The 23,355-nt window shown below is 69.0% G+C and carries 27 protein-coding genes; 12 read left to right on the top strand and 15 right to left on the bottom strand.

Annotated features, from left to right (window positions below; translation table 11 throughout):
- Window positions 1-39: 39 nt before the first annotated feature.
- Both ABD022_RS10745 and ABD022_RS10740 read right to left on the bottom strand, forming a co-directional pair.
- Entirely contained in the window at window positions 40-867 is an 828-nt protein-coding gene (locus tag ABD022_RS10745; protein WP_343821305.1) for a formylglycine-generating enzyme family protein, read from the bottom strand.
- Between the two features lie 67 nt (window positions 868-934).
- The gene (locus tag ABD022_RS10740; RefSeq protein WP_325124493.1) at window positions 935-1,831 is read right to left on the bottom strand and encodes a LysR family transcriptional regulator; all 897 of its coding nucleotides are present in this window, start codon (window positions 1,829-1,831) and stop codon (window positions 935-937) included.
- 110 nt (window positions 1,832-1,941) lie between these two features.
- On the opposite strand from ABD022_RS10740, the gene ABD022_RS10735 reads away from it, so the two are divergent.
- The gene (locus ABD022_RS10735; protein WP_343821303.1) at window positions 1,942-2,556 is read left to right on the top strand and encodes a nitroreductase family protein; all 615 of its coding nucleotides are present in this window, start codon (window positions 1,942-1,944) and stop codon (window positions 2,554-2,556) included.
- Window positions 2,553-3,413 carry an EamA family transporter gene (locus ABD022_RS10730; RefSeq protein WP_343821301.1) on the top strand — a complete coding sequence of 287 codons (861 nt, stop codon included), beginning with the start codon at window positions 2,553-2,555 and terminating at the stop codon, window positions 3,411-3,413. The genes ABD022_RS10735 and ABD022_RS10730 overlap by 4 nt, the downstream gene beginning before the upstream one ends.
- Before the next feature lie 28 nt (window positions 3,414-3,441).
- Here ABD022_RS10730 and ABD022_RS10725 read toward each other — a convergent pair whose 3' ends face one another.
- The 5 genes from ABD022_RS10725 to ABD022_RS10705 form a co-directional block, all read right to left on the bottom strand.
- Window positions 3,442-4,233, bottom strand: a complete 792-nt coding sequence (locus tag ABD022_RS10725; RefSeq protein ID WP_325124496.1) for an enoyl-CoA hydratase — start codon at window positions 4,231-4,233, stop codon at window positions 3,442-3,444.
- Window positions 4,199-4,900, bottom strand: coding sequence for a lipoyl(octanoyl) transferase LipB (lipB, locus tag ABD022_RS10720; protein ID WP_325124497.1), 702 nt, complete (start codon window positions 4,898-4,900; stop codon window positions 4,199-4,201). The genes ABD022_RS10725 and lipB overlap by 35 nt, the downstream gene beginning before the upstream one ends.
- 13 nt (window positions 4,901-4,913) lie before the next feature.
- Window positions 4,914-5,189 carry a DUF493 family protein gene (locus ABD022_RS10715; RefSeq protein WP_325124498.1) on the bottom strand — a complete coding sequence of 92 codons (276 nt, stop codon included), beginning with the start codon at window positions 5,187-5,189 and terminating at the stop codon, window positions 4,914-4,916.
- Between the two features lie 7 nt (window positions 5,190-5,196).
- Entirely contained in the window at window positions 5,197-6,438 is a 1,242-nt protein-coding gene (locus ABD022_RS10710; RefSeq protein WP_343821299.1) for a D-alanyl-D-alanine carboxypeptidase family protein, read from the bottom strand.
- Between the two features lie 151 nt (window positions 6,439-6,589).
- Entirely contained in the window at window positions 6,590-7,234 is a 645-nt protein-coding gene (locus ABD022_RS10705) for an alpha/beta hydrolase (RefSeq protein WP_325124500.1), read from the bottom strand.
- A 45-nt stretch (window positions 7,235-7,279) separates the two neighbouring features.
- Between ABD022_RS10705 and ABD022_RS10700 the strand changes: the two genes are divergently transcribed.
- Both ABD022_RS10700 and ABD022_RS10695 read left to right on the top strand, forming a co-directional pair.
- A complete protein-coding gene (locus ABD022_RS10700) occupies window positions 7,280-8,152 on the top strand; it encodes a biotin--[acetyl-CoA-carboxylase] ligase (RefSeq protein ID WP_343821297.1) in 873 nt (290 codons plus the stop codon).
- Window positions 8,149-9,033 carry a type III pantothenate kinase gene (locus tag ABD022_RS10695; RefSeq protein WP_343821295.1) on the top strand — a complete coding sequence of 295 codons (885 nt, stop codon included), beginning with the start codon at window positions 8,149-8,151 and terminating at the stop codon, window positions 9,031-9,033. Before ABD022_RS10700 ends, ABD022_RS10695 begins: the two co-directional genes overlap by 4 nt.
- Window positions 9,034-9,047: 14 nt before the next feature.
- Here ABD022_RS10695 and ABD022_RS10690 read toward each other — a convergent pair whose 3' ends face one another.
- A complete protein-coding gene (locus ABD022_RS10690; RefSeq protein WP_343821293.1) occupies window positions 9,048-10,319 on the bottom strand; it encodes an amino acid deaminase in 1,272 nt (423 codons plus the stop codon).
- A gap of 187 nt (window positions 10,320-10,506) precedes the next feature.
- Between ABD022_RS10690 and ABD022_RS10685 the strand changes: the two genes are divergently transcribed.
- Window positions 10,507-10,686: a hypothetical protein gene (locus ABD022_RS10685; RefSeq protein ID WP_325124504.1), complete on the top strand. Its 180-nt coding sequence runs from the start codon at window positions 10,507-10,509 to the stop codon at window positions 10,684-10,686.
- Entirely contained in the window at window positions 10,683-11,522 is an 840-nt protein-coding gene (gene galU, locus ABD022_RS10680) for a UTP--glucose-1-phosphate uridylyltransferase GalU (RefSeq protein WP_325124505.1), read from the top strand. Before ABD022_RS10685 ends, galU begins: the two co-directional genes overlap by 4 nt.
- 10 nt (window positions 11,523-11,532) lie before the next feature.
- Here galU and ABD022_RS10675 read toward each other — a convergent pair whose 3' ends face one another.
- Window positions 11,533-12,882 (bottom strand): 3-deoxy-D-manno-octulosonic acid transferase, encoded by a 1,350-nt coding sequence (locus tag ABD022_RS10675; RefSeq protein ID WP_343821291.1) that lies wholly within the window; start codon window positions 12,880-12,882, stop codon window positions 11,533-11,535.
- Window positions 12,883-12,924: 42 nt separating this feature from the next.
- Window positions 12,925-13,929 carry a lipopolysaccharide heptosyltransferase I gene (gene waaC, locus ABD022_RS10670; protein WP_325124507.1) on the bottom strand — a complete coding sequence of 335 codons (1,005 nt, stop codon included), beginning with the start codon at window positions 13,927-13,929 and terminating at the stop codon, window positions 12,925-12,927.
- Between the two features lie 133 nt (window positions 13,930-14,062).
- Between waaC and ABD022_RS10665 the strand changes: the two genes are divergently transcribed.
- Entirely contained in the window at window positions 14,063-14,587 is a 525-nt protein-coding gene (locus ABD022_RS10665) for a gamma carbonic anhydrase family protein (protein WP_325124508.1), read from the top strand.
- Window positions 14,588-14,636: 49 nt separating this feature from the next.
- Here the strand turns inward: ABD022_RS10665 and ABD022_RS10660 are convergent, their stop codons facing one another.
- From ABD022_RS10660 to ABD022_RS10645, 4 genes are all read right to left on the bottom strand, one after another.
- A complete protein-coding gene (locus tag ABD022_RS10660; RefSeq protein ID WP_343821289.1) occupies window positions 14,637-15,692 on the bottom strand; it encodes a glycosyltransferase family 4 protein in 1,056 nt (351 codons plus the stop codon).
- 16 nt (window positions 15,693-15,708) lie between these two features.
- A complete protein-coding gene (gene glmU, locus ABD022_RS10655) occupies window positions 15,709-17,076 on the bottom strand; it encodes a bifunctional UDP-N-acetylglucosamine diphosphorylase/glucosamine-1-phosphate N-acetyltransferase GlmU (protein ID WP_343821288.1) in 1,368 nt (455 codons plus the stop codon).
- Between the two features lie 70 nt (window positions 17,077-17,146).
- Window positions 17,147-17,740 carry a PhaM family polyhydroxyalkanoate granule multifunctional regulatory protein gene (locus ABD022_RS10650; protein WP_325124511.1) on the bottom strand — a complete coding sequence of 198 codons (594 nt, stop codon included), beginning with the start codon at window positions 17,738-17,740 and terminating at the stop codon, window positions 17,147-17,149.
- Window positions 17,741-17,777: 37 nt separating this feature from the next.
- A complete protein-coding gene (locus ABD022_RS10645) occupies window positions 17,778-18,593 on the bottom strand; it encodes an NUDIX hydrolase (RefSeq protein ID WP_325124512.1) in 816 nt (271 codons plus the stop codon).
- Window positions 18,594-18,940: 347 nt separating this feature from the next.
- On the opposite strand from ABD022_RS10645, the gene coxB reads away from it, so the two are divergent.
- The 5 genes from coxB (at window position 18,941) to ABD022_RS10620 (ending at window position 23,026) form a co-directional block, all read left to right on the top strand.
- Entirely contained in the window at window positions 18,941-20,098 is a 1,158-nt protein-coding gene (coxB, locus tag ABD022_RS10640; protein WP_343821285.1) for a cytochrome c oxidase subunit II, read from the top strand.
- A gap of 85 nt (window positions 20,099-20,183) precedes the next feature.
- Window positions 20,184-21,794, top strand: coding sequence for a cytochrome c oxidase subunit I (gene ctaD, locus ABD022_RS10635; protein ID WP_325123880.1), 1,611 nt, complete (start codon window positions 20,184-20,186; stop codon window positions 21,792-21,794).
- Window positions 21,795-21,813: 19 nt separating this feature from the next.
- Window positions 21,814-21,930, top strand: a complete 117-nt coding sequence (locus ABD022_RS10630) for a cytochrome oxidase small assembly protein (RefSeq protein ID WP_325123879.1) — start codon at window positions 21,814-21,816, stop codon at window positions 21,928-21,930.
- A complete protein-coding gene (locus tag ABD022_RS10625; RefSeq protein ID WP_325123878.1) occupies window positions 21,927-22,121 on the top strand; it encodes a DUF2970 domain-containing protein in 195 nt (64 codons plus the stop codon). The genes ABD022_RS10630 and ABD022_RS10625 overlap by 4 nt, the downstream gene beginning before the upstream one ends.
- A 29-nt stretch (window positions 22,122-22,150) precedes the next feature.
- Window positions 22,151-23,026 carry a cytochrome c oxidase subunit 3 gene (locus ABD022_RS10620; RefSeq protein WP_325123877.1) on the top strand — a complete coding sequence of 292 codons (876 nt, stop codon included), beginning with the start codon at window positions 22,151-22,153 and terminating at the stop codon, window positions 23,024-23,026.
- 115 nt (window positions 23,027-23,141) lie between these two features.
- Here the strand turns inward: ABD022_RS10620 and ABD022_RS10615 are convergent, their stop codons facing one another.
- Entirely contained in the window at window positions 23,142-23,348 is a 207-nt protein-coding gene (locus tag ABD022_RS10615; protein ID WP_325123876.1) for a twin transmembrane helix small protein, read from the bottom strand.
- Window positions 23,349-23,355 lie beyond the last annotated feature (7 nt).

The raw sequence follows: 23,355 nt of genomic DNA, 5'->3' as shown, positions 1-23,355 counted from the left end.
GCGAACCGCACGGCAAGGCTGCCGTGCGGCCCGGTGTGGTCAGTGCTCGCGCACCAGGCGGAACCCCAGGTTGGCCGGCGGCAGCCCGACGGAGCAGGCCCCGTTGCGGGGATCACGGATGAAATCGGCCATGGCGGCGATGTGGGCGCCGGCCAGAATGCGCACGCCGCAGTTCTCGCGCGGGGCCAGCGGCAATGCGCCCACGCTGTGGCTGGCGAAACAGGTATCGGTCCATTCCCAGACATTGCCGCCCATGTCGCTGATGCCCAGGGCGTTGACGCCGAAATGCCCGAAGGGCTGCGCGGGCTTGATCCGTCCCCTGCTGCGGGCGACCTCGCGGTCGTATTCCGCCAGCCAGCGCACGGAAGGGTCGGCGGGGTCCGACGGCAGGGCGCCTTCTTCGCGGTAGCGGTCGGCGGCGGCGCGCACCCATTCGGCGTAGACGGGCAGCCGCCAGCGCTGGCCGGTTTCCCGCGACAGCCACGCCGCATAATCGGTGGCATCGGCCCAGCTCACGCCCACGGCCGGCAGATCGGGCGAATCCAGGTCGCGGAAGCCCTTGTCCAGCCGCTTGCAGGCGCCCGCCTGCACACAGCGTGCGTATTCGGCCTGGCTGACCTGGCGGCGCATGATGAGCAGGCCGTCCCCGACCCGCCCCTGGACCCGGGGTGCATCCACGGGCCGGCCCTGATCGAGGAATTCGCCGGCCGCCTGGTAGGTGAATTCACCGCCCGGAATGGCGACGACATCGATGCCGGCCGGCGCTGCGGCAGCCGGCGCCATCCAGGCACCGGCCACCAGCAGGCAGGCGGCAAGGCGTTTCAGGACAGGCGCCGGGGCGCGGTACGCGCCAGGGTTCGTGGTCATGTAAAAGGCTCCGTTGCGGGATGCCTTTCATTGGACACGCGGACGCGGCGCGGCGCCTTGTCCAGGCTCAAATCTTCGTCGCTTCGAATGTCTCTGCCAGGAACTCCAGGAACGCGCGGATCTTGGGCGCCAGGTGGCGGCGCGACGGGTAGACGGCATAGAGCGTGGTGGTGACGGTGCTCCAGTCCTCCAGCACGGCCTGGAGCCTGCTTTCCCGCAGGTCCCGCTCGACGTAGGGACGGGGCACCAGGCTCAGGCCGAAGCCCGCCCGCAGCGCATCGCACACGGCCAGGCTGGACGACACCGAATACCGGGACTGGACGGTGACCCGTTCGATGCGCCCGTCCTTCCTGAAGGTCCAGGTGTCCGCGTGCCCCGACAGGCTGAAGCGCACGCACTCGTGCGTCTTCAGGGCGGCCGGCGAAGCGGGTGCGCCCCGGCTCCGGAGGTATGCCGGGGCGGCGCACAGCACATGTGGCATCTCGGCCAGGCGGCGGGCTACCAGGCTGGTGTCTTCAAGGTGGTCGCTGCCACGGATCGCCAGGTCGTAGCCTTCCCGGACGAGATCGACCCGCCGGTCGTCGAGCCGCAAGTCGAGGTGCAGTCCGGGATGGCGGGCCAGGAAATCCGGGATGCGCGTGGACAGCCAGGTCATGGTGACCGTCACGGGCGCGCTGACCCGCAGGACGCCGCCGGGGTCGGCCCGCGCCAGACCCAGGGCTTCGTCGGCATCGGCCAGGGCATCCAGGCTGCGCGCCACGTGCTCCAGATAGATCCGGCCTTCCTCGGTCAGCGTCTTGCTGCGTGTCGTGCGATGGAAGAGCCGCGTCCCGAGATGCGCTTCGAGTTCGGCGATGTTCTTGCTGACCGCCGCCGGCGACAGCCCGATCCGCCGGCCCGCCTCGGCGAAGCTGTCCTGTTCCGCCGCTTCCCGGAACACGCGCAGGGCGATATGGAGATCCATGATCCTATCATCCACTGATGGTTGATTATCCATTTACGAATTAACGGATTATCAATCAATAGTGAATTAAATACACTGGCGGCATGAACTCCAGCCGCACGGAAAAAAGCATGAACCACCCAGCCCTCGACCTGATCGAGCAGCGAGCCTCGACCAACCATTTCGACCCGTCGCACCGGTTCGAGACCAGCGAAATCCAGCGCCTGGTCCAGCTTGCGACCCGGGCGCCCACTGCCTACAACCTGCAGAACTGGCGCTTCATCGCCGTATGCACGCCCGAAGCCAAACGCACGCTGCGCGCGCTGGCCTACGGCCAGGCCAAGGTTTCCGAGGCGGCGGCCACCTTCATCGTCTGCGGCCTGCTGCCCGACCCGCACGCGCTCGCGGACCGGTTGCGTCCCTTCGTCGAGGCAGGGCACATGCCCGCTTCTCTGGCGGCGGCCTGGCAGGAAGATGCGCAGGCGAAATACGCCGACGCGCGAGCCGCGCGCGACGAGGCCATCCGCTCGGCATCCCTGGGCACCGCGACACTGATCCATGCGGCCAGCGCCCTGGGCCTGGCATCCAGCCCCATGTCCGGTTTCGACGCGGCGGGCGTGGCACGCGCCTTCGGCCTGGCCGGGCACGAGCTGCCCGTGATGCTGGTGCCGGTGGGCCGCGCCGCGCCGGGCAACTGGCCGCAAAAACCCCGCCGCCCCCTGGCCGAAGTCCTGGAAATCGCATGACGACCGCCCGCTCCGATCTGCTGCTGACCGCCAGCGCGCCCGCCATCTGGGGAAGCACCTACATCGTCACCACCGAACTGCTGCCGGGCTTTTCCCCCATGACCGTCGCCCTGCTGCGCGCCCTGCCCGCCGGGCTGCTGCTGCTCCTGATCGTGCGGCGGCTTCCCGCGGGCATCTGGTGGCTGCGCAGCCTCGTGCTGGGGGCGCTGAACATCTCGATCTTCCTGAGCCTGCTGTTCGTGGCGGCCTACCGGCTGCCCGGCGGAGTCGCCGCCACCGTGGGCGCCATCCAGCCGCTGCTGGTGGCGCTGCTGGCCCCCGCGCTGCTGGGCAGCCCGCTGCGTCCGGCCGCCCTGGTCTCCGCGCTGGCCGGCATCGGCGGCGTGGGCCTGCTGGTGCTGACCCCGGACGCGGCGCTCGATGGCCTGGGTATCGCGGCGGGCCTGGCCGGCGCGGCATCCATGGCTCTGGGCAACATCCTGGCCCGCCGCTGGAAGGCTTCCGTGCCGATGCTGACGATGACGGCCTGGCAGCTCAGCCTGGGCGGCCTGCTGCTGATTCCCCTGGCCCTGGCATTCGACCCGATGCCGCCCGCTCCGACGGCGGCCAACGGCCTGGGGCTGGCCTGGCTGAGCCTTGTCGGCGCGGCGCTGACCTACGCGCTCTGGTTCCGGGGCATCGGCAGGCTGAGCCCGGTCCTCGTGTCCTCGCTGCTGTTTCTCAGCCCGCTGACGGCCGTGCTGCTGGGCTGGCTTTTCCTGGGCCAATCCCTGACGCTGCCGCAAGCAGCCGGAGTGGCCGTGATCGCCGGCAGTCTCTGGCTGAGTTCCCGGCAAGCCGGCGCGGGCGCACGCTGAGAAGCAAAGCGGACGGCCCGCCGCGTGGTCAGCGGCCCCGCCACTGCGGCGGGCGCTTCTGCATGAAGGCGTCGATGCCCTCGCCCACGTCCTCGGCCAGCATGTTTTCCGCCATGATGCCGGCCGCATAGTCGTAGGCCTGATCCAGCGGCAGGCCCAGCTGCCGGTAGACCATGGCCTTGCCCGTGCGCACCGCCACCGGGCTCTTGGACAGGATGGCATCGACCAGCCCCTGCACGGCCCGGTCCAGGTCGGCGTCGGGCACGGCGTGATTGACCAGCCCCCGCTCGGCGGCCTGGCGGGCGCTGATGAACTGGCCCGTCACCAGCATCTCGAAGGCGTTCTTCAAGGGCACGTTGCGCGTCAGCGCGACCGACGGCGTGGCGCAGAACAGGCCGACGTTGATGCCGGAAACGGCCAGCCGCGCGCTTTCGGCGGCCACCGCCAGGTCGCAGCTGGCCACAAGCTGGCAACCGGCGGCGGTCGCGGTGCCGTGGACCCGCGCGATGACCGGCACGGGGCAGCGCGCGATGGACTGCATCAGCAGACCGCAGCGGCCGAACAGGTCGCGGTAGTATTCCCGGTCGCCCGCATGACCGCGCATCTGCTTCAGGTCGTGGCCGGCGCAGAATGCGCGGCCATTGGCGGCCAGCACCACGACTCGCAGACCGGGATCGTCCATGCAGGCGTCGAAGCGCGCCTGCAGCGCCTGCAGCATCTCTTCGGACAGCGCATTGAACTGGTCGGGCCGGTTCAGCGTCAGCGTCAGGACGCCGTCGCGGCGTTCATCCAGCACCAGATCGGCAGAAACTTGCGTCATGTTCGTCTCCTTGGTGGCCGGCGGCCGCCCAGGCCCCGGCAAAAAGATCCGCCAGCCGGTCGCCGGTCTTGACCAGGTCGGCCTCGATGCCGCAGGTTTTCAGGTCGACCGTCTGCAGCCCCTCGTATCCGCAGGGATTGATGCCCAGGAAAGGATCGAGGTCCATGGCCACGTTCAGGGCCACGCCATGATAGGCGCGCCCGTTGCGGATCTTGACCCCCAGCGCGGCGATCTTGGCCAGTGCGTCTCCCCGGGACTGGCGCAGCGCCGACTGGGGCACGTAGATGCCGGGAGCGCCGGGCTTGCGGCAGGCGCCCCGCACGCCCAGCTCCGCCAGCAGGTCCAGCACGGCCTGCTCGAGCATGGCGACGAAATCCCGCACGAAGACCCCCTGGCGGCGCAGGTCGACCAGGGTGTAGAGCACGACCTGGCCCGGCCCATGGTAGGTGACCTGGCCGCCGCGATTGCAGTGCACCACCGGGATGCCGTGGGGATTGAGGATGTGTTCCGGCTTGCCGGCCTGGCCCAGGGTATAGACCGGCTCGTGTTCCACCAGCCAGAGTTCGTCGGGCGTGTCTTCGTGGCGAAGTTCGGTGAAATCCTGCATCGCCCGCCAGACCGGCAGGTAGGGAGCGGGACGGTCCAGCCAGCGCGTCTGCACGGCCATGTCCGGCCCGCGCCTACAGCACCACGGACACCATCGCGTGCCCGTGCAGTGCGCGGTACAGGTCGTCCAGCTGCTCGCGCGAAACAACCCGCACCGTCAGGGTCAGGCCCAGGTAATTGCCGCTGGAGCTGGGGCGGATTTCGATGGTGTCGGGATCGAAGGCGGGATCGAAGCCGCGCGCCACCTCGGCCATGGCGCGGGCGAAATCGTCGTGGGCACGCCCCATGACCTTGATCGGAAAGTCGCAGGGGTAGGTGATCAGGGAATCTTCGGGGCGGATCGGCTTCATGTCGCCATTATTCGAACAACAGGCGGATCTTGTCCAGCAGCCTGCCGAAGAAACCGGCTTCTTCCACCGAATGCAGCACCACCAGCGGCCGCTGGTCCAGTTCCTTGCCGTCCAGGCTGACCAGCAGGGTGCCGGCCCGGGCGCCCTCGGTCAGGGGCGCCATCAGCGGCTGGGTGTAGCGGGCTTCGGTCTTGATGTCGTCGGCGCGTCCGCGCGGCACGGTGACCCACAGGGCGTCGGACAGGCCCAGCTCGGCGGTCTCGGTCGCGCCTTCCCAGACCCGCGCCGACACGGCCGGCTTGCCCTTGTCCAGCAGCTTGACGGTGTCGAAGTTCTTGAAGCTCCAGTTCAGCAGCTTCAGGCTGCTTTCGGTGCGGGCGGCATCGCTGGCCGCACCCACCAGCACCGAGACCACACGCCGGCCGTCGCGCAGCGCCGTGGCCACCAGGCAGTAGCCCGCGGACTGGGTATGGCCGGTCTTCAGGCCATCGACGGTGGAGTCGGCCCACAGCAGGCGGTTGCGGTTGCTCTGCTTGATGTTGTTGTAGGTGAATTCCTTCTGGCTGTCGTAGTGCCGGTATTGCGGGAACCGCTGGACCAGGGCCCGCGCCAGGATGGCCAGGTCCTCGACCGTGGTCATGTGGTCGGGGTCGGGCAGGCCGGGTGCATTGGTGAAGTGGGTGTGCTTCATGCCCAGTTCCTTGGCCTGCTGGTTCATGAGCGCGACGAAGGCCGACTCGCTTCCGGCCACAGCCTCGGCCAGCGCCACGGTGGCGTCGTTGCCCGACTGCACCAGCATGCCCTGCAGCAAATCATCCACCGACACGTCCGTGTTCGGGTTGACGAACATGCGCGAGCCCTCGGTCTTCCAGGCCTTTTCCGAGATGCGCACCATCTGGTCGAGCTTCAGGCGGCCGCTTTCCAGGGCCTCGAAGACCACGTAGGCGGACATCAGCTTGGTCAGGGATGCAGGCTCGACGGCTTCCTGGGGATTCTGGGCGGCGATGATCTGCCCGCTGGTGGCATCCAGGGTCAGCCAGGCCTTGGCGCCCAGGGTGGGCGCGGGAATGCTGGACAGGCTGCTGACCATGTCGACCCCGGCCGGAGCCTGGGCCGCGGCCGCTTCGGCGGACGCGGGCGCGGGAGCCGCCTGGGACCAGGCCGCACCGGACACCAGCAGCGAGCAGGCCAGCGCCAGGGGCGCCAGACGGGAACGACGAAGGAGCGGCAAAAGGGCATTCATGGGCATAGGCGGCTGAAAGATTGGGTAATGAGCGACAAGCGCCCATTATAGGCAGCGTGAAAATGCCTTACGGCTGCTTGGCTGGTGCAATTCGAGACAAAAAGCAAGCAACTGAAACGACATGCCCCCGCCGCCGGCCTTCCCGGCCGCGGCTTGCTCAGAGCCCACACAGCCCGGACTTGACGATCTGGCGCAGGATCAGCAGCTTGCCGTGGAAGAAGTGGCCCGCGTCGGGCACGACCGTCATGGGCAGCTGATGCGACCGGGCGAAATCCATGCCTTCGGCAAGCGGCACCACTTCGTCGTGCTCGCCATGGATCATGAGCGTATCGGGCGGCATGGACAAGGGGCGATGACGAAAGCGCTCGACCGCGCAACCGATCAGCATCAGACGGGCCGGCAGCGGCAGGCCGCGATCGGCCAGGTCGGCATGCAGCTGCGCGGCCACGGCCGACCCGAAGGAAAAGCCCGCCAGCACCCAGGGCCCCGCGGCCGCCTGCGGCCAGGCCTGGAAGACATGCTCGACGACGGCGGCCATGTCGGCCGTTTCGCCGACCGCCCGGTCGAACGTGCCCTGCGAGGCGCCCACGCCCCGGAAATTGGGCCGGATGGCCAGCAGGCCGTGCTGCACGCAGGCGCGCGACACCGTGGTGACGATCTTGTTGTCGCGGGTGCCGCCATGCAGGGGATGCGGATGCAGCACCAGGGCCCAGCCGGAAGGTTCGTCCTCCGGGTGGTCCACGGTGTATTCGATCAGACCCGCCGGACCCTGGCATGTGGCTTGTTCTGTGCGTAAACTCATGGCTGCGCGGATGCTCCTGTCTGCTTCAGATCTCATTCTACCCATATGGCCGGCCTTCCCCCCGATCCCGACTGCGTCCTGCCGTGCCCGGATGCCATGGCCGATGCCCTGCGCGAAGCCCTGCCCCAATTCCGCCAGGTGGACTGGGTCGAACACACCGGCTCGACGAACGCCGACCTGCTGGAACGCGCGCGCCGCCCCGGAGGGCCGCCCGACCGCCCCTGGCTGCTGGGCACGCACCTGCAGTCCAGGGGCCGCGGGCGCGCCGGACGCACCTGGCAGAACCGCGTCGGCGCCAACCTGATGTTTTCCTGCGCCTTCGACGTCTTCCTGCCGACCCGCCAGCTGCCGACGCTGGCGCCCCTGATCGGCATGGCGACCTGCGCGGCGCTGCGCACGCGCCTCGGGGCCGGCCTGCGCACGCGCCTGACCATGAAGTGGCCCAACGACCTGCTCTGGGACCAGGCCAAGCTCGCCGGGATCCTGATCGAGTCCACCCGCTCGGGCACCGCCCAGGCTTCCGACCACCACCTGATCATCATCGGCATGGGCCTGAACCTGGAAGATGCCCGGGCACTGTCGCAGTCGCTGGATCGGCGCATCGCCGACTGGGCCGAGATCGCAGCCGACGATCCGGTCGCGGCACGCGCCACGGCCGCCGACCTGGCGGCCTGCGCCGCCCGGTCCTGGTACGAAGCCCTGAACCAGGCCACCGCGCGGGGTTTCGCCGACCTGCCTGCCCGCTACGCGGAAGTCGACGGACTGGCGGGCCGCATGGTGGACGTGCTCGACGACGGCCATCTGCGGCACACGGGCGTGGCCTGCGGTGTCGATACCGACGGCCGCCTGCTGTTGCGCAACGCCGACGGCGTCCAGGCCATCTCGGTCGGTGAAATCTCCGTGCGGCTGCAGCGATGATCCTGCTGATCGACGCCGGCAACACCCGGGTCAAGATCGCCTGGCTGGCCGCCGGCATCTCCCGGCCCTGCACCCCACCCCTGACCCTGGATCATGCGGAACTGCCCGGGCTGGCCGCGCGCCTGGATTTCATCCCCGCACGCATCCTGGGTTCCAACGTCGCCGGCCACGCGGTGCGCGACACCCTGGAACGCGCCTGCCACGACGCCTGGGGGCTGCCGGTGCGCTGGCATGACACCCGGGACGGGCACGACCTGCTGCTGAACGGCTACCGGCAGCCGGCCCAACTGGGCATCGACCGCTGGCTGGGCCTGCTGGGCCTGCTGCGCCACGTCCGGGGCGAGCCGGCCTGGCAGGCAGGCGCGCCCTGCATCCTGGCCAGCTTCGGCACCGCCACCACGGTCGATACCCTGGCCTGGCAGGCGCAGCCCGACGGCACGCACCGGGCCGCCTTCATCGGCGGACTGATCCTGCCCGGGGCGGCCCTGATGGCCCGCAGCCTTTCACAGGGCACGGCCGGACTGCCCCTGGCCCGGGGCGAACCCGCCGATTTCCCCGCCGATACCGATACCGCCATCGCCAGCGGCATCGCGGCAGCCCAGGCAGGCGCGCTGCTGCGCCAGTGGCGGCTAGCCGCCGACGCCTATCCCGGCACATCGCCGCTGTTGTTCGTCAGCGGTGGCGACTGGCCGCGCGTCCAGGGAGAACTGCAATCGGCGCTGTCGCGCGCCTGCCCCGGCGGGGCCGCGCCCCTGCCGCATTGGCTGGACAGCCCCGTCCTGGACGGACTGGCCAGCCTGGCGGCCCCGGAACTCCAGGCCGGCCCGGCACCGCGCGCACAGGACGGCGGCCTGAACCGTATCGACGGCAACCGGGGCTGAGTCGGCAGCCCGGGTCAGAACCGCGTCTCGATCGCATCGACGACCATCCAGGCATCATCCACCACCGCCATCCAGCGCCACTTGTCGAAGGTCGTGCAGGGGTGGGAAATGCCCAGCGCGACCCGGTCGCCCACCGCCGGACCGTCCCGCGCCGGATCGAAACGCAGGTAGGCGTGCTGGTCGTTCAGGGCGTCGATCTTCCAGGATGCGGGCGCATCCTGCGCCGCTTGCACGCCGCGCGGCGCCCAGCGCTGGACGGAGGGCATTTCCTGGTCATGGGAAATATCGCGCCGGCCGCACGTCAGCAGTGCCAGGCCTGGCTCGGGCACGGATTGCACCATGGCCCAGACCTCGAGCGCGGCCTGCAATGAATCCCGCAGGCCCGCCCGCTGCTCGATCAGCCTGAGCAGGCGCCGATAATTGCCCTGGTCGTGCGTCACGTAGCAGCCCGAACGCAGCACGCCCAGGAACGGCCGCTTCAGGCCCGCCCCCTGCAGCAACGGCACCACCAGATCGAAAATGGCCGAGCCGCCGGCGCTGAGGATCGGATCTTCCGCGGGCAGCAACCCCAGCGCATCGCACTCCGCGGCGATCCTGATCACACGGCGCACGAGCTCGGTCACGGCAGGCACGTCATGCGCGCTGTCGCATTGCGCCAGCCCGCCTTCGTAGCATTCGATGCCGCCCAGGCGCACCGACGCGCTGGCACCGATGGCCCGCGCCAAGGCCAGCGCATCATCCCGCGTCCGCACGCCGGTCCGCTGGCCCGGGATGCCGACCTCCAGCAACACGTCGAAGACCCGCCGGCTGCCGCGCATGCGCGCCCAGTCTTCGATGCAGTGCAGTTGAGCGATGGAATCGACCAGGAACCACACGCGCAGGTCCTGATGCCGGTCGAGCAAGACATCGAGCCCATCCAGATCGGCGGGCGCCACCACCTGATTGGCGATGATGGCCCGCCGCAGGCCCGCCTCCAGCCCGACGGAAAGCTGGTGGATCGTCGCGAAGGTCAGCCCCCAGGCGCCACCGCGCAGCTGCAGGTCGAACAACTGGGGCGACATGGTGGTCTTGCCGTGCGGCGCAAGGACGATGCGCCGGTCCCGGGCATACGCCTGCATCCAGCGCACATTGTGTTCCAGAGCCGACCGGCGGATCACCGCCAGCGGATAGGCCAGGTCATCCGCGAGCACGTTCCAGCCGCGTTCGGCGAGCTGCGAGGCCCGCACTGGCCCGGCCGCAAGGGGAAAGCCCTTGTGGCGGCCATCGATCGAAAAATCCGGATGCATGATGTGGTTCCCTTTCATTGCGTGCGTTCACGGCGGCTTGTGGCGGGGCCGGCCGCCCTGCAACCATGCCATGGTATCGCGCTGCGCCGGCCCGACCCCGAACGTATCCGCCTGAAACAGGCCCCGCCGCGTGCCCGGAACCCGCTGATATACTGGCAGGCATTGTCTATTTTCCACCGGTCGACGCATGCGTTTCCTGCTGACCCTTGCCGTCATCGCCAACCTGGCGCTGCTGGCCTACGGCCAGGGCTTCTTCGGCCCGCCGCCGGCGGAGCAGGGGCGAACGCCCCGACCGCTGTCGCAACGCAACCAGCAGGCCCTGACCCTGGGCGTGCCTGTTCCTCCCGCCGACGCCACCGTCCGATGAAACCAATCCGCAAAGCCGTATTCCCCGTCGCAGGCCTGGGCACCCGTTTCCTGCCGGCCACCAAGGCCATGCCCAAGGAAATGCTGCCGGTCATCGACAAACCGCTGATCCAGTACGCCGTCGAAGAGGCCCTGGCCGCGGGCATCACGGAACTGGTCTTCGTCACGGGACGCCACAAGCGCGCCATCGAGGACCATTTCGACCGCATGCCCGAACTCGAGGCCGAACTGGAATCCAAGGGCAAGCGGGCCCTGCTGGACATGGTCAGCGAGATCCTGCCGCCGCACGTCCATTGCATCTACACCCGCCAGGCCCAGCCCCTGGGCCTGGGCCATGCGGTCCTGTGCGCCGAGCCCATCGTGGGCAACGAACCCTTTGCCGTGCTGCTGGCCGACGACCTGCTGGACGCCGACACATCCGTCACGCGCCAGCTGGTGGATGCCGCCCACCAGCACGATGGCAGCGTGCTCGCCATCCAGACCATCGACCCGGCCGATTCCCGCAAATACGGCATCATCGCCGGCACGGCCATCGACGCGCGCAACACGCGGGTGGACCGGATCGTGGAAAAACCCGACCCCCTGGACGCGCCCTCGAACCAGGCGGTCGTGGGCCGGTACATCCTGGAACCCGAAATCTTCGATCACCTGCGCCGCACCCAGGCCGGGGTCGGCAGCGAAATCCAGCTCACGGACGCCATCGCCAGTCTGCTGAAACAGCGCCGCGTGCTGGGCCACCGCTACGACGGAATCCGCTACGACTGCGGCAGCAAGGAAGGCTTCTTCCAGGCGACGATCGCGCTGGGCAAGAAATACCACGGGCTGGAACCGGCCTGATCGCAGGGCCTCAGGCGCCGGGCTGCTGCCGCGGCGTGCGCGCCAGCAGGTCTTCGATGCCATCGGCCACGCGCGTCACGGCGCCGGCATGCTGCCGCACCCAGTCGCGCGCGGCCTCGCCCATGCGGCCCAGGCCGGCAGGATCATCCAGCCACCGCAAGGCCTGTCGCACGGCCTGGGCCGGGTCGGCGGCACGGGCAACGGCGCCGGCAGCCAGGGCATCGCCGACCGCCTGCTCGAAATTGGCCGTATGCGGCCCCACCAGCACCGGACGCCCCTGGGCGCTGGCCTCGATGAAGTTCTGCCCCCCCAGCGGCGCAAAGCTGCCGCCCACGATCGCCACCTGCGCGCAGGCGTAGTACCAGGCCATTTCGCCCAACGTATCGCCCAGGATCACCGTGACATCGCGACACGCCTCGATCGCCGTACTGCCGTCGCCGCCCAGCTCCAGCAGGCGGGTGCGGCGCACATGGGGCAGGCCGGCGGCCCGCAACAGGTCGGCGGCGGCATCGAAACGCTCGGGATGGCGCGGCACCAGGATGAACAGCAACGGCCGGTCGGAATCATCGCCCCGCGTGCGCCGCTGCTCGAGTTCGCGGCGGATGGCTTCGACGAAGGGGGCATCCTCGCCTTCGCGGGTGCTGGCGATGACCACGATCCGCCGGCTCAGCCGGGCGGCAAACCCGGCGCCCCGGTCCATCCGCTCTTGGTCGGGCCACAGGTCGAATTTGAAATTGCCCGATACGGCAACCTGCCGCGCACCGGCGCGCTCCAGCCGCCCGGCGTCCGCCAGCGACTGGGCATAGGTTCGTGACAGCGCCCCATAGGCCGGCCGCAGCAACGCGCCCAGCCTCAGTGTGACGCGCAGCGAAGCCTCGGACATGCGGGCGCTGGCCAGCACCAGCGGCACCCGGGCGCGCACGGCGGCGTGCACCAGATTGGGCCAGACCTCGCGTTCGATCAGGACCCCGACCGCCGGCCGGTGATGGCGCATGAAACGGCGCGTCGCCCCCGGAAAGTCGTATGGCAGCCAGTCCTGGCGCAATTGCCCCGAGGCCAGCTCCGCCGCATAGACACGTTGCCCTTCGGCCCGCCCGGTGGCCGTCAGGTGCGTCAGCAACACCCGATGCCCCCGATCCAGCAGGAGCCGGATCAGCGGATGCGCGGCCCGGGTTTCGCCCAGACTGACCGCGTGGATCCAGACCGCGCCGGGATCGCCCTCGTCCTGCCGATAGAAGCCGAAGCGCGCCGCCCCCAGCACGGACCACTTGCCGCCCGCGCGCCGCGCGCGCAGGGCCATCCAGCCCAGCAACAGGGGGGACAGGAGCCGCAGCAGCCAGGAATAGAGTATGCGCATCATGCCCCTCCGGGCCCCCGGGCGGAACCCGGTACGCCGCCCATTTCAGGCACCGTCCGCGGGGACGGCGAAATCCGTCCGGGACGCCCCGGCACGGGCCTCGTCCAGGGCTTCGGCGATGGCCGCCCGCACGCGGCCCGCGTCGGGCGCCTGGCCGCGTTCGCCCAGACTTGCGGTGTAGGCCGGCCCCTGCAGCGGCGTGCGCACCGGAGTCGACGCCTTGTAAATGCCGATGGTGGGACGCCCCAGGCCGGCACTCAGATGCGTCAGGCCGCTGTCCAGGCCCACCATGATCCGGGCCCGGGCGAGCTGTTCCGCGACCTGGCGCAGCCCCATGCGCGGCAGGACGGTCGCGTCCGTGCGGCCGCGGATCAATTCCCGCGCGCGCGCCTGCTCGGCCTCGTTGCCGGCCAGCAGCCGCAGCGCCAGGCCGCGCGCCTGCAGATCGTCGAAGACCTGCTGCCAATCGGCGTCCGGCCAGAGCTTGTCGTCGCGGCTGGCCGAGGGCATGATCAGGGCGGCCGGCTCGATCGCCACCCCTTGGGTCAGGGCGTCCAGGCCGAAGTCCGGCGGGCCATCGACCGTGTAGCCGAATGCCGCCGCCGCCAGGGTTCGCTGACGGATGATGGCCGGCTGCCAGAATTCCACCCGGTGGCGCACGTCGTAGAACAGCGAGGCCAGCGGTTCGCGCGCCGACTTCCAGTCCAGGCCGTGGCGCACGCCGCTTGCCTGGCGGACCAGCCAGATGGATTTCATCAGCGCCTGCATGTCCAGGATGACGTCGTAGCGGCGCGCGCCCAGGGTGGCGCGCAGGGCGGCACGCTCGCGGCGCGTGTCGGCCGACCACCAGTGCCGGCGCCAGCGCCTGTGCGCGACCGGTATGACCTCATGCACGGCAGGATGCCAGGAAGGAATCTCGGCGAAGGCTTCCTCGGCCAGCCAGTCGATCGATGCGCCCGGCACGTGCCGGGCGATGTCGCTGATGGCGGGCAGCATGTGCACCAGATCCCCGAGCGAGGACGTGCGTACGATGAGGATGCGGGTCGTCATGGCGCGATTATAGGGCCGCGCATGGCGCCGGGCGGGCGTGCCGCCGGCACGTGCTACGATCCCTGCACACATATGCCGCCTGCGCCGGCCGGCTTTCCGGACAGCCGGCGCGCGGCCCGTCCGGAGACCGCCAATGACCTGCTACGCCCTGGGGGACCTGACCCCGAACATCGACCCGTCCGCCTTCGTGGCGGCCGAGGCCACCCTGATCGGCGCCGTCACGCTGGGGGCCGGCGCCAGCGTCTGGCCCGGCGCCGTGATCCGGGCCGACAACGAACCAATCGCCGTGGGCGAGAACACCAGCATCCAGGAAGGCGCCGTGCTGCACGTGGATGCCGGCAGGCCGCTGCGCATCGGCCGCAACGTCACCGTGGGCCACCAGGCCATGCTGCACGGCTGCACGGTGGAAGACGGCGCGCTGATCGGCATCCAGGCCATCGTCCTGAACGGCGCCGTGATCGGCCGCCATTGCCTGGTCGGCGCGGGCGCGCTGGTCACCGAAGGCAAGACCTTTCCGGAACGATCCCTGATCCTGGGATCGCCCGCCAAGGCGGTCCGCACCCTCTCCGACGAAGAAGTGGCTGGTCTCGAAGCCAGCGCCCGCCACTATGTCGAGCACGGCCAGCGGTACCGCGAGACGCTGCGCCCGCTGCCGTGACCCGAGCGATTCCGCCGGCGCCGCGCCGGCCGGTCTGCGGCGCTCGGCGCTAGGCCCGCTGCAGGCCGCGATACAGGCTCTCGTAGCGCGCCACCATGGCCGGCACGGCATATTCCCGTGCCGCCGTTTCACGCGCCCGGTCGCCCATGGCCCGCGCCGCCTGGGGATGATCCAGCACCCAGGAAATGCGGCGCGCCAGGGTTGCGGCATCGCCCGCCGGCACCAGCAGCCCCCGGTCGGGCGCCAGGATTTCACGGTGCCCGCCGACATCCGTGGCCACCACCGGCAGACCGGCCAGGCAGGCGTCCAGCACGCTGGTGCCCAGGGCCTCGAAACGCGAACTGCTGACGTAGGCTTCGGCCAGCGCCAGGGCATCGGCCACCTGGGGCAGGAAGCCCGCGAACCGATAGTGATCCTGCAGGCCCAGCTCGGCCACGCGCGCCCGTGCCGCGCCTGCCGCCGCACCGTCCGCGCCGCAATGCAGGCACGCCACGTCGGGGTGGTCGCGGCGCAGGATCGCAATCGCCTCGATCAGGGTCAGGGGATCCTTTTCGGGGCTGAGCGCCGCCGCCGTGACCAGCACGCGCCGCCCCGCCAGGCCAAAGCGCGTCTGCAGCCCGCGCACCCCTTCGGGATCGGCCTGCACGGACTCGACCGCGCTGGGGATGACGGTGACGGGTAGGCCCAGCGCCCGGGGCGCCGCCGCAGCCGCTTCGCTGATCGCCACCAGCGCATCGGCCCGCGACCATTTCCAGCGGTGGCGATCGGCCGCGCCGGGGGCGTCGAACGCCGTGCGGCGCGTGAACACCAGCGCGGGCCTCAGCAATGGCCGCAACACCGCCAGCAGGCTCATGGCCTGGGCCGTCTGCGCATGCAGCACGTCGTAGCGCCAGCCCGCCATCAGCAGGACGCGCGCCAACCCCAGGGCGCCACCGCAGCCGAACACCCGGATGCCTTCGGCGGCGGCGCGTTCGGCCAGCGGCCCGCCCGCGCGGGCGGCCAGGGCGACCTCGTGGCCGCCCGCGCGCAGACCGCGCAGCGTCAGCAGGGTCTGGCGCTCGCCGCCCCGCCAGCCCTTTTCCAGGTTCAGGTGCAGGATGCGCACGACGCCTCCGGCGGCGTCACGACTTGCGCGTCGGCCGTTTCCAGCCCGGCACGGACTGCTGCCGCACCCGCGACAGGGTGAGTTCGCCCGCGGGCGCATCCCGCGTCAGCGTCGTGCCCGCGCCCAGCGTGGCGCCCTTGCCCACGCGCACAGGCGCGACCAGCTGGGTATCCGACCCGATGAAGGCATCGTCCTCGATCACGGTCTGGAACTTGTTGACGCCATCGTAATTGCAGGTGATGGTGCCCGCGCCGACGTTGACGCGCTCGCCGATCTCGGCATCGCCCAGGTAGGCCAGGTGATTGGCCTTGGATCCCCTGCCCAGACGGGTCTTTTTCAGCTCGACGAAATTGCCCACATGCGCATCCGGGCCGATGTCGGCCCCGGGCCGCAGGCGGGCATAGGGGCCGATCCGGGCCGCCTCGCCCACCCGGGCGCCTTCGACGTGGGTGTAGGCTTCCAGCATCGTGCCCGCGCCGATGTGCGCGTCGCGGATCACGCAATGCGGCCCGATGCGCACGCCGTCGGCCAGCCGGACTTCGCCCTCGAAGACGCAGCCCACGTCGATGAAGACGTCGCGCCCGCAGGCCAGCGTGCCGCGCAGGTCGAAACGCGCGGGATCCGCCAGCGTGACGCCTTGTTCCAGCAGCTGGCGGGCCTGTTCGCCCTGCCAGATGCGCTCCAGCTGGGCCTGCTGGACGCGGCTGTTGACGCCCAGCGTTTCCCAGCCAGCCGACGGCTGCGCATGCGACACCGGCATGGCGTCGGCGACGGCCAGGCCGACGACGTCGGTCAGGTAGTACTCGCCCTGGGCGTTGCGGTTGTCGATCCGCCCCAGCCAATCCCGCAGCGCCGCCGTGGGCGCAGCCAGGATGCCGGTGTTGACTTCGCGGATGGCGAGCTCTTCGGGGCTGGCGTCCTTGTGCTCGACGATGCGGCGGATCCGGCCCGCAGCGTCGCGCACGATGCGCCCGTAGCCGGTGGGATCGTCCAGGGTCTCGGTCAGCAGCGCCAGGCCGTCGCCACGCGCCTGGAGCAACGCCCGCAGCGTGTCCGCACGCACCAGCGGCACATCGCCGTACAGCACCAGGCTGACGTCATCCGCACCGCCTTCCAGCAGATGGGGCAGCGCCTGCATCACGGCGTGGCCTGTGCCCAGCTGGGGCTGCTGCAACGCAAAGCACAGGTCCTGTCCCGCGAATGCCGCCTGGACCCGTTCGGCTCCGTGGCCGGTGACGACCACGATCCGGTCGGGAGACAGGGCGTGCGCCGTATCCAGGACATGGGCCAGCATGGGCTTGCCGGCGATCGGATGCAGGACCTTGGGCAGGTCGGATTGCATGCGCTTGCCCAGGCCGGCGGCCAGAATGATGATGTTCAGCATGAAATGACGCGTGGTTTGGAATCGAAAGGCCCGGCCAGCCGGCCGGGCCGGGGAATGAGGGCGGCGAGACCTAGGTACGGGATCGCCGTGCGGTTTTCTTGGCCGCGGGCTTGCCGGCCGGTTGCTTGCGGGCGGCGGCCGGCTTCTTGCGGGCGGGGGCTGCGCGCCTGGCGGCAGGGTCGGCCGCCTGCCCGGCGGTTTCGGCCATGCCCTGCAGGCCGGCGGCGGTTGCGGTGGCCAGCTGCTCGAACTGCTGCTGCACCATGTTCCACCATTCGCCGGCCGCACGGGCGTATTCCGTACCGGCCGCATCCGCCCCGCCGGCGGACTCCGCGCCCGCACCAGCGCCCTGGAAAGCACCGCCCGCGAAGGATTTCAGGGTCTTCAGTGTGCTGCGCTGGATTTCCAGACCCTGGATGGTGTTGGACAGCATCGTGGCGTTCAGCTGCAGCCAGTTCTGCACCGTCTGCAGTTCGCGGATGCGCCGGTCGAGGTCTTCGAGCGACATCGGCGTCAATGGCGCCTGATCCAGGCCGCCGGCGCCCGCCATGTTCTGCCAGGCCTGGCGCATCATGTCCAGGCCCGCGAACAGCGGATTGCGCGCCGCCTCGCCCTGCTGACCGAACCCGGGAAACACGAAGGGATTGGTGGAGTCTTGCGCCATGATGGATTGCCTCCGCCGGCACCATGCCGGGATTGAATTAGGGGGTCGCCCCGCCGGATGCGCCCTGCGCGCGATGCCGCAGTGAATCCAGGATGGCCAGCTCGGCTTCCAGCGTGAAGGCGCCATGGACGATCATATCCCACAGATCCTGCATCGCCAGGCAACGGAATTCCAAGACCTCGCCATCCTGGTTCTGCGGCACGGCCCCGGCGTCCAGGACGCAATCGCTGAGCAGCACGTTTTCGACCTGGTAGCCGTCTTCCAGACGGCGGTGCATGCGCAGCACCGTGCGCAGCGGACCGTGGGCGGCCAGCGCCACGGCCGGCAGGCCGGCCTCTTCCTGGGTTTCGCGCAACAACGCGGATTCCGTGTCTTCGCCCGCGGCGACCAGCCCGCCCGCCAGGGTATCCCACAGGCCGGGATCGGTGGATTTGTTCAGGGCGCGGCGTGCCACCCAGAGGCGCCCGTCAGGAGTCCAGCCGTTCAGATGAACAGCCTGCGTCAGCAGGCCCAGGGGCCGCACGGCACCGCGCTCTATGCAGCCAAGCGACCGGCCTTCGGCCATGACGTCCAGCAGTTCGTCGCGCCAGGACCGGATGCAGCCCGCATCCCGCAAGGCCAGCGCCACGCTGCGCAGCACGGCATCGAGGTTCAGCCGCGCGGCCGGTGCGGCGGTGAAATGCACGGCTTCGGGTTCGACATGGACACCCGGCAACCCGGCGACGGCGGACAGCGCAGCCGGACCGATCCACCCCCCGACCCGGCCCGCGATGGTGGTCGGGCGCGCGCCTGCGGGCGGCAACTGTTGGGCGCGGCGAACCAGGCGCGCATTGCGCGCCTGCAGGTCATCCAAGGTAAAGGCCGCTGAAGTGGCATCCATCCGGGCATTGTAGTGGATGAGTCCGGACGCGGGGCAGCCCCGCCGGACGGCCCCGTGCCGGGCGAATCCGCCCGATATCCGCAGGATTCGGGGATTGGTGGAAACCCGCAAAGCCGATGAACGGCGCGTGACCCGGTCTGCACAAGCCGTGGCCAGTGGCTATAATCCCTTCAGGTTTATAAGGATACCCAGGCTGCAGCTGCCGCGATTCATTGTACGGTCTGGCGATCCATCCATGTGTGCAGGCCCGGTTGTTCTCTCGTTCTTTTTTGACGAAAGTCAACCTGGCCCTAAAAAATACACGCCAACAAAGGGACAACATGAAGATGGTCAGAGGGACGTTGGGCATGGTTGCGCTGTCATGGGCGACAGCTGCAGGAGCACAGGTTCAGGACATGCCGGGGGGGCCGGCGGTCAACCAGCTGAACCTCCACACCGGGGTCACTCCCATCGCCAGGGAAATCTACTCTCTACACTGGATGATGCTGGTCATCTGTACGCTGATCTTCATCGGCGTGTTCGGCGTGATGCTGTATTCCATCATCCGCCACCGCAAGGACAAGGGCCACAAGGCCGCCAAATTCGAGGAACACCTCGGCCTGGAGCTCACCTGGACGGTGATCCCCTTCCTGATCATCGTCGGCATGGCCATCCCGGCCACGCGCACCGTGGTCGCCATGAAGGACACCACCAGCGCCGATCTCACCATCAAGGCCACCGGCTACCAATGGAAGTGGGGGTACGAATACCTCGACGGGCCGGCGACCGGGGTGCACTTCCTTTCCAACCTTTCCACGCCGCAGGACCAGATCGAAGGCAAGGCACCGGCCAGCGACACCTACCTGATGGAAGTCGACCAGCCCCTGGTGGTGCCGGTCAACCAGAAAGTGCGCGTCGTGCTGACGGCCGCCGACGTCATCCACGCCTGGATGGTGCCCGAGCTGGGCGTCAAGCAGGACGCCATCCCCGGCTTCCTGCGCGACACCTGGTTCCGCGCCGAGAAGCCCGGCGTCTACCGCGGCCAATGCGCCGAACTCTGCGGCAAGAACCACGCCTACATGCCGATCGTGGTCGAAGTGAAATCGCAGGAAGACTACGCCCAATGGGCCGCTCAGCAAAAGACGGCCATGGCGGCGGCGTCCGAGGATCCGAACAAGACCTGGTCCAAGGACGAGCTGGCCGACAAGGGCAAGCAGGTGTTCGCCGCCAACTGCGTGGCCTGCCACCAGGCCAACGGCGAGGGCATCCCCGGCACCTTCCCCGCCCTGAACGGCGACAAATTCGTGCTGGGACCGATGAAGGACCAGATCCTCACGGTCCTGAACGGGCATCCGGGCACGGCGATGGCCGCCTTCCGCGACCAGCTCAGCGACACCCAGATCGCCTCGGTCATCACCTATACGCGCAACGCCTGGGACAACGCCGGCAAGGGCCAGGACCCCGTCGTCCAGCCCTCGGACGTCAAGGCCCTGCGCTGATCCGGAACGCAACCCGCATCGCGAATTCACACGAAATTTCCTCGCGCCGCCCGGACGGCGGCGCGCCCAAGGAAGGAGGCATCCAATGAGCAGCGTCACGGTCGATCACATTCCGCCCCACACCGGGCATGACGAACACGCCCACCACGTCCCGAGCGGCTGGCGGCGCTGGGTGTTCGCCACGAACCACAAGGACATCGGCACGATGTACCTGATCTTTTCGTTCTGCATGCTGCTGGAGGGCGGTACGCTTGCCCTGCTGCTGCGCACGGAACTGTTCGAGCCCGGCATCCAGTTCTTCCAGCCCGAGCTGTTCAACCAGTTCACCACCATGCACGGGCTGATCATGATCTTCGGCGCGATCATGCCCGCCTTCGTGGGCTTCGCCAACTGGATGATCCCGCTGCAGATCGGCGCGTCCGACATGGCGTTCGCGCGCATGAACAACTTCAGCTTCTGGCTGCTGCCGGTGGGCGCGATCCTGCTGACGACGTCGTTCTTCGTGCCGGGCGGGGCCAATGCCTCGGGCTGGACCATGTACGCGCCGCTGTCGCTGCAGATGGGCCCGGGCATGGACTTCGCGATCTTCGCCGTGCACATCCTGGGCGCGTCGTCCATCATGGGCGCGATCAACATCATCGTCACCATCCTGAACATGCGCGCGCCGGGCATGTCCCTGATGAAGATGCCGCTGTTCTGCTGGTCCTGGCTGGTCACGGCCTACCTGCTGCTGGCCGTGATGCCGGTGCTGGCCGCCGCGGTCACCATGCTGCTGACCGACCGCCACTTCGGCACCCACTTCTTCAATGCCGCCGGCGGCGGCGACCCCGTGCTGTACCAGCACGTGTTCTGGTTCTTCGGCCACCCCGAGGTCTACATCATGATCCTGCCGGCCTTCGGGATCGTGTCGCAGATCGTGCCGACGTTCGCGCGCAAGCGGCTGTTCGGCTACGCGTCGATGGTGTACGCCATCTGCGCCATCGCCATCCTGTCGTTCCTGGTGTGGGCGCACCACATGTTCACCACCGGCATGCCGGTCACCGCCCAGCTGTTCTTCATGTACGGCACGATGCTGATTTCCATCCCCACGGGGGTCAAGGTCTTCAACTGGACAGCCACCATGTGGCGCGGATCCATGACCTTCGAAACCCCGATGCTGTTCGCCATCGGCTTCATCTTCGTGTTCACCATCGGCGGCTTCACCGGACTGGTGCTGGCGGTCGCGCCGATCGACATCCAGGTGCAGGACACCTACTACGTGGTGGCGCACTTCCACTACGTGCTGGTGGCCGGCTCGCTGTTCGCCCTGTTCGGCGCCACCTACTACTGGCTGCCGAAATGGTGCGGCCACATGTACGACGAGCGCCTGGGCAAGTGGCACTTCTGGATGACGATGATCTCGTTCAACATCACTTTCTTCCCGATGCACTTCCTGGGCCTGGCCGGCATGCCGCGCCGCTACGCGGACTACGCCGCGCAGTTCACCGACTTCCACCAGGTCGCCACCATCGGCGCCTTCTGGTTCGGGCTGTCGCAGCTGCTGTTCGCCTACGTCGTGATCAAGGCCTTCCGCGGCCACGGCGCCAAGGCGGCCGCCAACCCGTGGGAAGGTGCCGAGGGTCTCGAATGGACGGTGCCCTCGCCGGCGCCCCACCATACCTTCGTCACGCCGCCCAACCTCGAAACCAGCCACTGAGGCCACCGAGAGACCCGACATGACGCCCGAGCAACGCCGCCGCAATCGCCGCACCGGATGGATCCTGGCCCTGTTCGCCGTGGCCATCCTGGTGTGGACCTTCGTGCGCGCCAACCTGTACGGGGTCGTGTCATGACGGAACCGCGCAACACCTTCCTGCGCTCGATGCGCACGGTCGCCTGGGCGTTCCTGGGGCTGCGCAAGCGCTCCGGACACGACGAGGACCTGTCGCACCTGCGCCCGTCGCACCTGATCGTGGCGGGCCTGATCAGCGGGGCGGTGTTCGTATTGCTGCTGATACTGGCCGTGCGCCTGGCGACGGCCTAAAAGACGGAAGATCCAGAGGAGAGACAACAATGACGACAGCCAAGATGGCCCATGCCGGCGAGGCACCCTACTACTACGTCCCGCCCGATTCGGTCCATCCGATCAGGGCCAGCCTGAGCATGCTGGCCACGCTGGTCGGCGCGGCGCTGTGGGTCAACAGCTATGCGATCGGGCCCTGGCTCTGCCTGCTGGGCATCCTGAGCATGTTCGTCGTGCTCTACGGCTGGTTCGGCGACGCGATCCGCGAGTCCGAAGGCGGCCTGAACAGCCAGCGCATCGACCATTCCTACCGCTGGAGCATGGCCTGGTTCATCTTTTCCGAGGTCATGTTCTTTTCGGCCTTCTTCGGCTCGCTGTGGTACACCCGCGAAGTCACCACGCCGTGGCTGAGCAGCCTGGACACGCAGACGCTGCTGTGGCCGGGATTCAGCGGCACCTGGCCCAACCAGGGGCCGGCCGGCACCATCGCGCCCTTCCAGACCGTGGGGCCGTTCTGGCTGCCCACCATCAATACCGCGCTGCTGCTGTCTTCCGGCGTGACCCTGACCATCGCCCACCACGCCTTGCGCGCGGCGCACCGTTCCAAGGCGATCTTCTGGCTGGCCCTGACCGTGATCCTGGGCTTCACCTTCGTCGCCTGCCAGGCCTACGAATACCACCACGCCTACACCGAGCTGAACCTGCGCTTCACCTCGGGCGCCTATGGTGCGCTGTTCTACATGCTGACCGGCTTCCACGGCTTTCACGTGATCCTGGGCGCCACCATGCTGACCGTGATCTGGCTGCGACTGGTGCGCGGGCATTTCACCGCCGACCACCACTTCGGGTTCGAAGGCGCCGCCTGGTACTGGCACTTCGTGGACGTGGTCTGGCTCGGCCTGTACATCTTCGTGTACTGGCTGTAGATCGCGCAGGCGGCAGGCTGGCTACCGGCCGGCAGGCCGCCCACCGCCGCGCGGCCCTGGGCCGCGCGGATCCGCCCGTCAGGGGCCGGCCCGTCCGGACCGGCTCACGACGGGCTCATTGAACCTGCAGCCCCGTTGCGTCGATCCAGCCCAGGGCATGCGCCAGCAGCAGGAAAAGAAACAGCAGGATCGACAACCCCACCCGCCACGTCAGGGCCCAGGCCATCCGGTCGGTACGGCCGCGGTCCTGCATGAGATACTTCATGGCAGACCCCAGGCTGACCAGCACCCCCAGGAACAGCGCGACGATCACGAATTTCATGGGATTT

It is taken from the genome of Castellaniella daejeonensis, assembly GCF_039523555.1.
GTDB classification, from domain to species: Bacteria; Pseudomonadota; Gammaproteobacteria; order Burkholderiales; family Burkholderiaceae_B; genus Castellaniella; species Castellaniella daejeonensis.
Note: the sequence above shows the minus strand (reverse complement) of the source record. Positions and strands in the feature narration are given on the sequence as shown.

Excerpts from the sequence above, each read along its gene's own strand:
- galU (WP_325124505.1), top strand. The coding sequence starts at position 10,683 with ATGAAACCAATCCGCAAAGCCGTATTCCCCGTCGCAGGCCTGGGCACC.
- ABD022_RS10675 (WP_343821291.1), bottom strand. The coding sequence starts at position 12,882 with ATGATGCGCATACTCTATTCCTGGCTGCTGCGGCTCCTGTCCCCCCTG.
- lipB (WP_325124497.1), bottom strand. The coding sequence starts at position 4,900 with ATGGCCGTGCAGACGCGCTGGCTGGACCGTCCCGCTCCCTACCTGCCG.
- coxB (WP_343821285.1), top strand. The coding sequence starts at position 18,941 with ATGAAGATGGTCAGAGGGACGTTGGGCATGGTTGCGCTGTCATGGGCG.
- ABD022_RS10665 (WP_325124508.1), top strand. The coding sequence starts at position 14,063 with ATGACCTGCTACGCCCTGGGGGACCTGACCCCGAACATCGACCCGTCC.
- ABD022_RS10620 (WP_325123877.1), top strand. The coding sequence starts at position 22,151 with ATGACGACAGCCAAGATGGCCCATGCCGGCGAGGCACCCTACTACTAC.
- ABD022_RS10700 (WP_343821297.1), top strand. The coding sequence starts at position 7,280 with ATGGCCGGCCTTCCCCCCGATCCCGACTGCGTCCTGCCGTGCCCGGAT.
- glmU (WP_343821288.1), bottom strand. The coding sequence starts at position 17,076 with ATGCTGAACATCATCATTCTGGCCGCCGGCCTGGGCAAGCGCATGCAA.
- ABD022_RS10715 (WP_325124498.1), bottom strand. The coding sequence starts at position 5,189 with ATGAAGCCGATCCGCCCCGAAGATTCCCTGATCACCTACCCCTGCGAC.
- ABD022_RS10690 (WP_343821293.1), bottom strand. The coding sequence starts at position 10,319 with ATGCATCCGGATTTTTCGATCGATGGCCGCCACAAGGGCTTTCCCCTT.
- ABD022_RS10705 (WP_325124500.1), bottom strand. The coding sequence starts at position 7,234 with ATGAGTTTACGCACAGAACAAGCCACATGCCAGGGTCCGGCGGGTCTG.
- ABD022_RS10695 (WP_343821295.1), top strand. The coding sequence starts at position 8,149 with ATGATCCTGCTGATCGACGCCGGCAACACCCGGGTCAAGATCGCCTGG.
- ABD022_RS10615 (WP_325123876.1), bottom strand. The coding sequence starts at position 23,348 with ATGAAATTCGTGATCGTCGCGCTGTTCCTGGGGGTGCTGGTCAGCCTG.
- ctaD (WP_325123880.1), top strand. The coding sequence starts at position 20,184 with ATGAGCAGCGTCACGGTCGATCACATTCCGCCCCACACCGGGCATGAC.
- ABD022_RS10630 (WP_325123879.1), top strand. The coding sequence starts at position 21,814 with ATGACGCCCGAGCAACGCCGCCGCAATCGCCGCACCGGATGGATCCTG.
- ABD022_RS10725 (WP_325124496.1), bottom strand. The coding sequence starts at position 4,233 with ATGACGCAAGTTTCTGCCGATCTGGTGCTGGATGAACGCCGCGACGGC.
- ABD022_RS10745 (WP_343821305.1), bottom strand. The coding sequence starts at position 867 with ATGACCACGAACCCTGGCGCGTACCGCGCCCCGGCGCCTGTCCTGAAA.
- ABD022_RS10740 (WP_325124493.1), bottom strand. The coding sequence starts at position 1,831 with ATGGATCTCCATATCGCCCTGCGCGTGTTCCGGGAAGCGGCGGAACAG.
- ABD022_RS10625 (WP_325123878.1), top strand. The coding sequence starts at position 21,927 with ATGACGGAACCGCGCAACACCTTCCTGCGCTCGATGCGCACGGTCGCC.
- ABD022_RS10735 (WP_343821303.1), top strand. The coding sequence starts at position 1,942 with ATGAACCACCCAGCCCTCGACCTGATCGAGCAGCGAGCCTCGACCAAC.
- ABD022_RS10650 (WP_325124511.1), bottom strand. The coding sequence starts at position 17,740 with ATGGCGCAAGACTCCACCAATCCCTTCGTGTTTCCCGGGTTCGGTCAG.
- ABD022_RS10730 (WP_343821301.1), top strand. The coding sequence starts at position 2,553 with ATGACGACCGCCCGCTCCGATCTGCTGCTGACCGCCAGCGCGCCCGCC.
- ABD022_RS10710 (WP_343821299.1), bottom strand. The coding sequence starts at position 6,438 with ATGCCCATGAATGCCCTTTTGCCGCTCCTTCGTCGTTCCCGTCTGGCG.
- waaC (WP_325124507.1), bottom strand. The coding sequence starts at position 13,929 with ATGACGACCCGCATCCTCATCGTACGCACGTCCTCGCTCGGGGATCTG.
- ABD022_RS10685 (WP_325124504.1), top strand. The coding sequence starts at position 10,507 with ATGCGTTTCCTGCTGACCCTTGCCGTCATCGCCAACCTGGCGCTGCTG.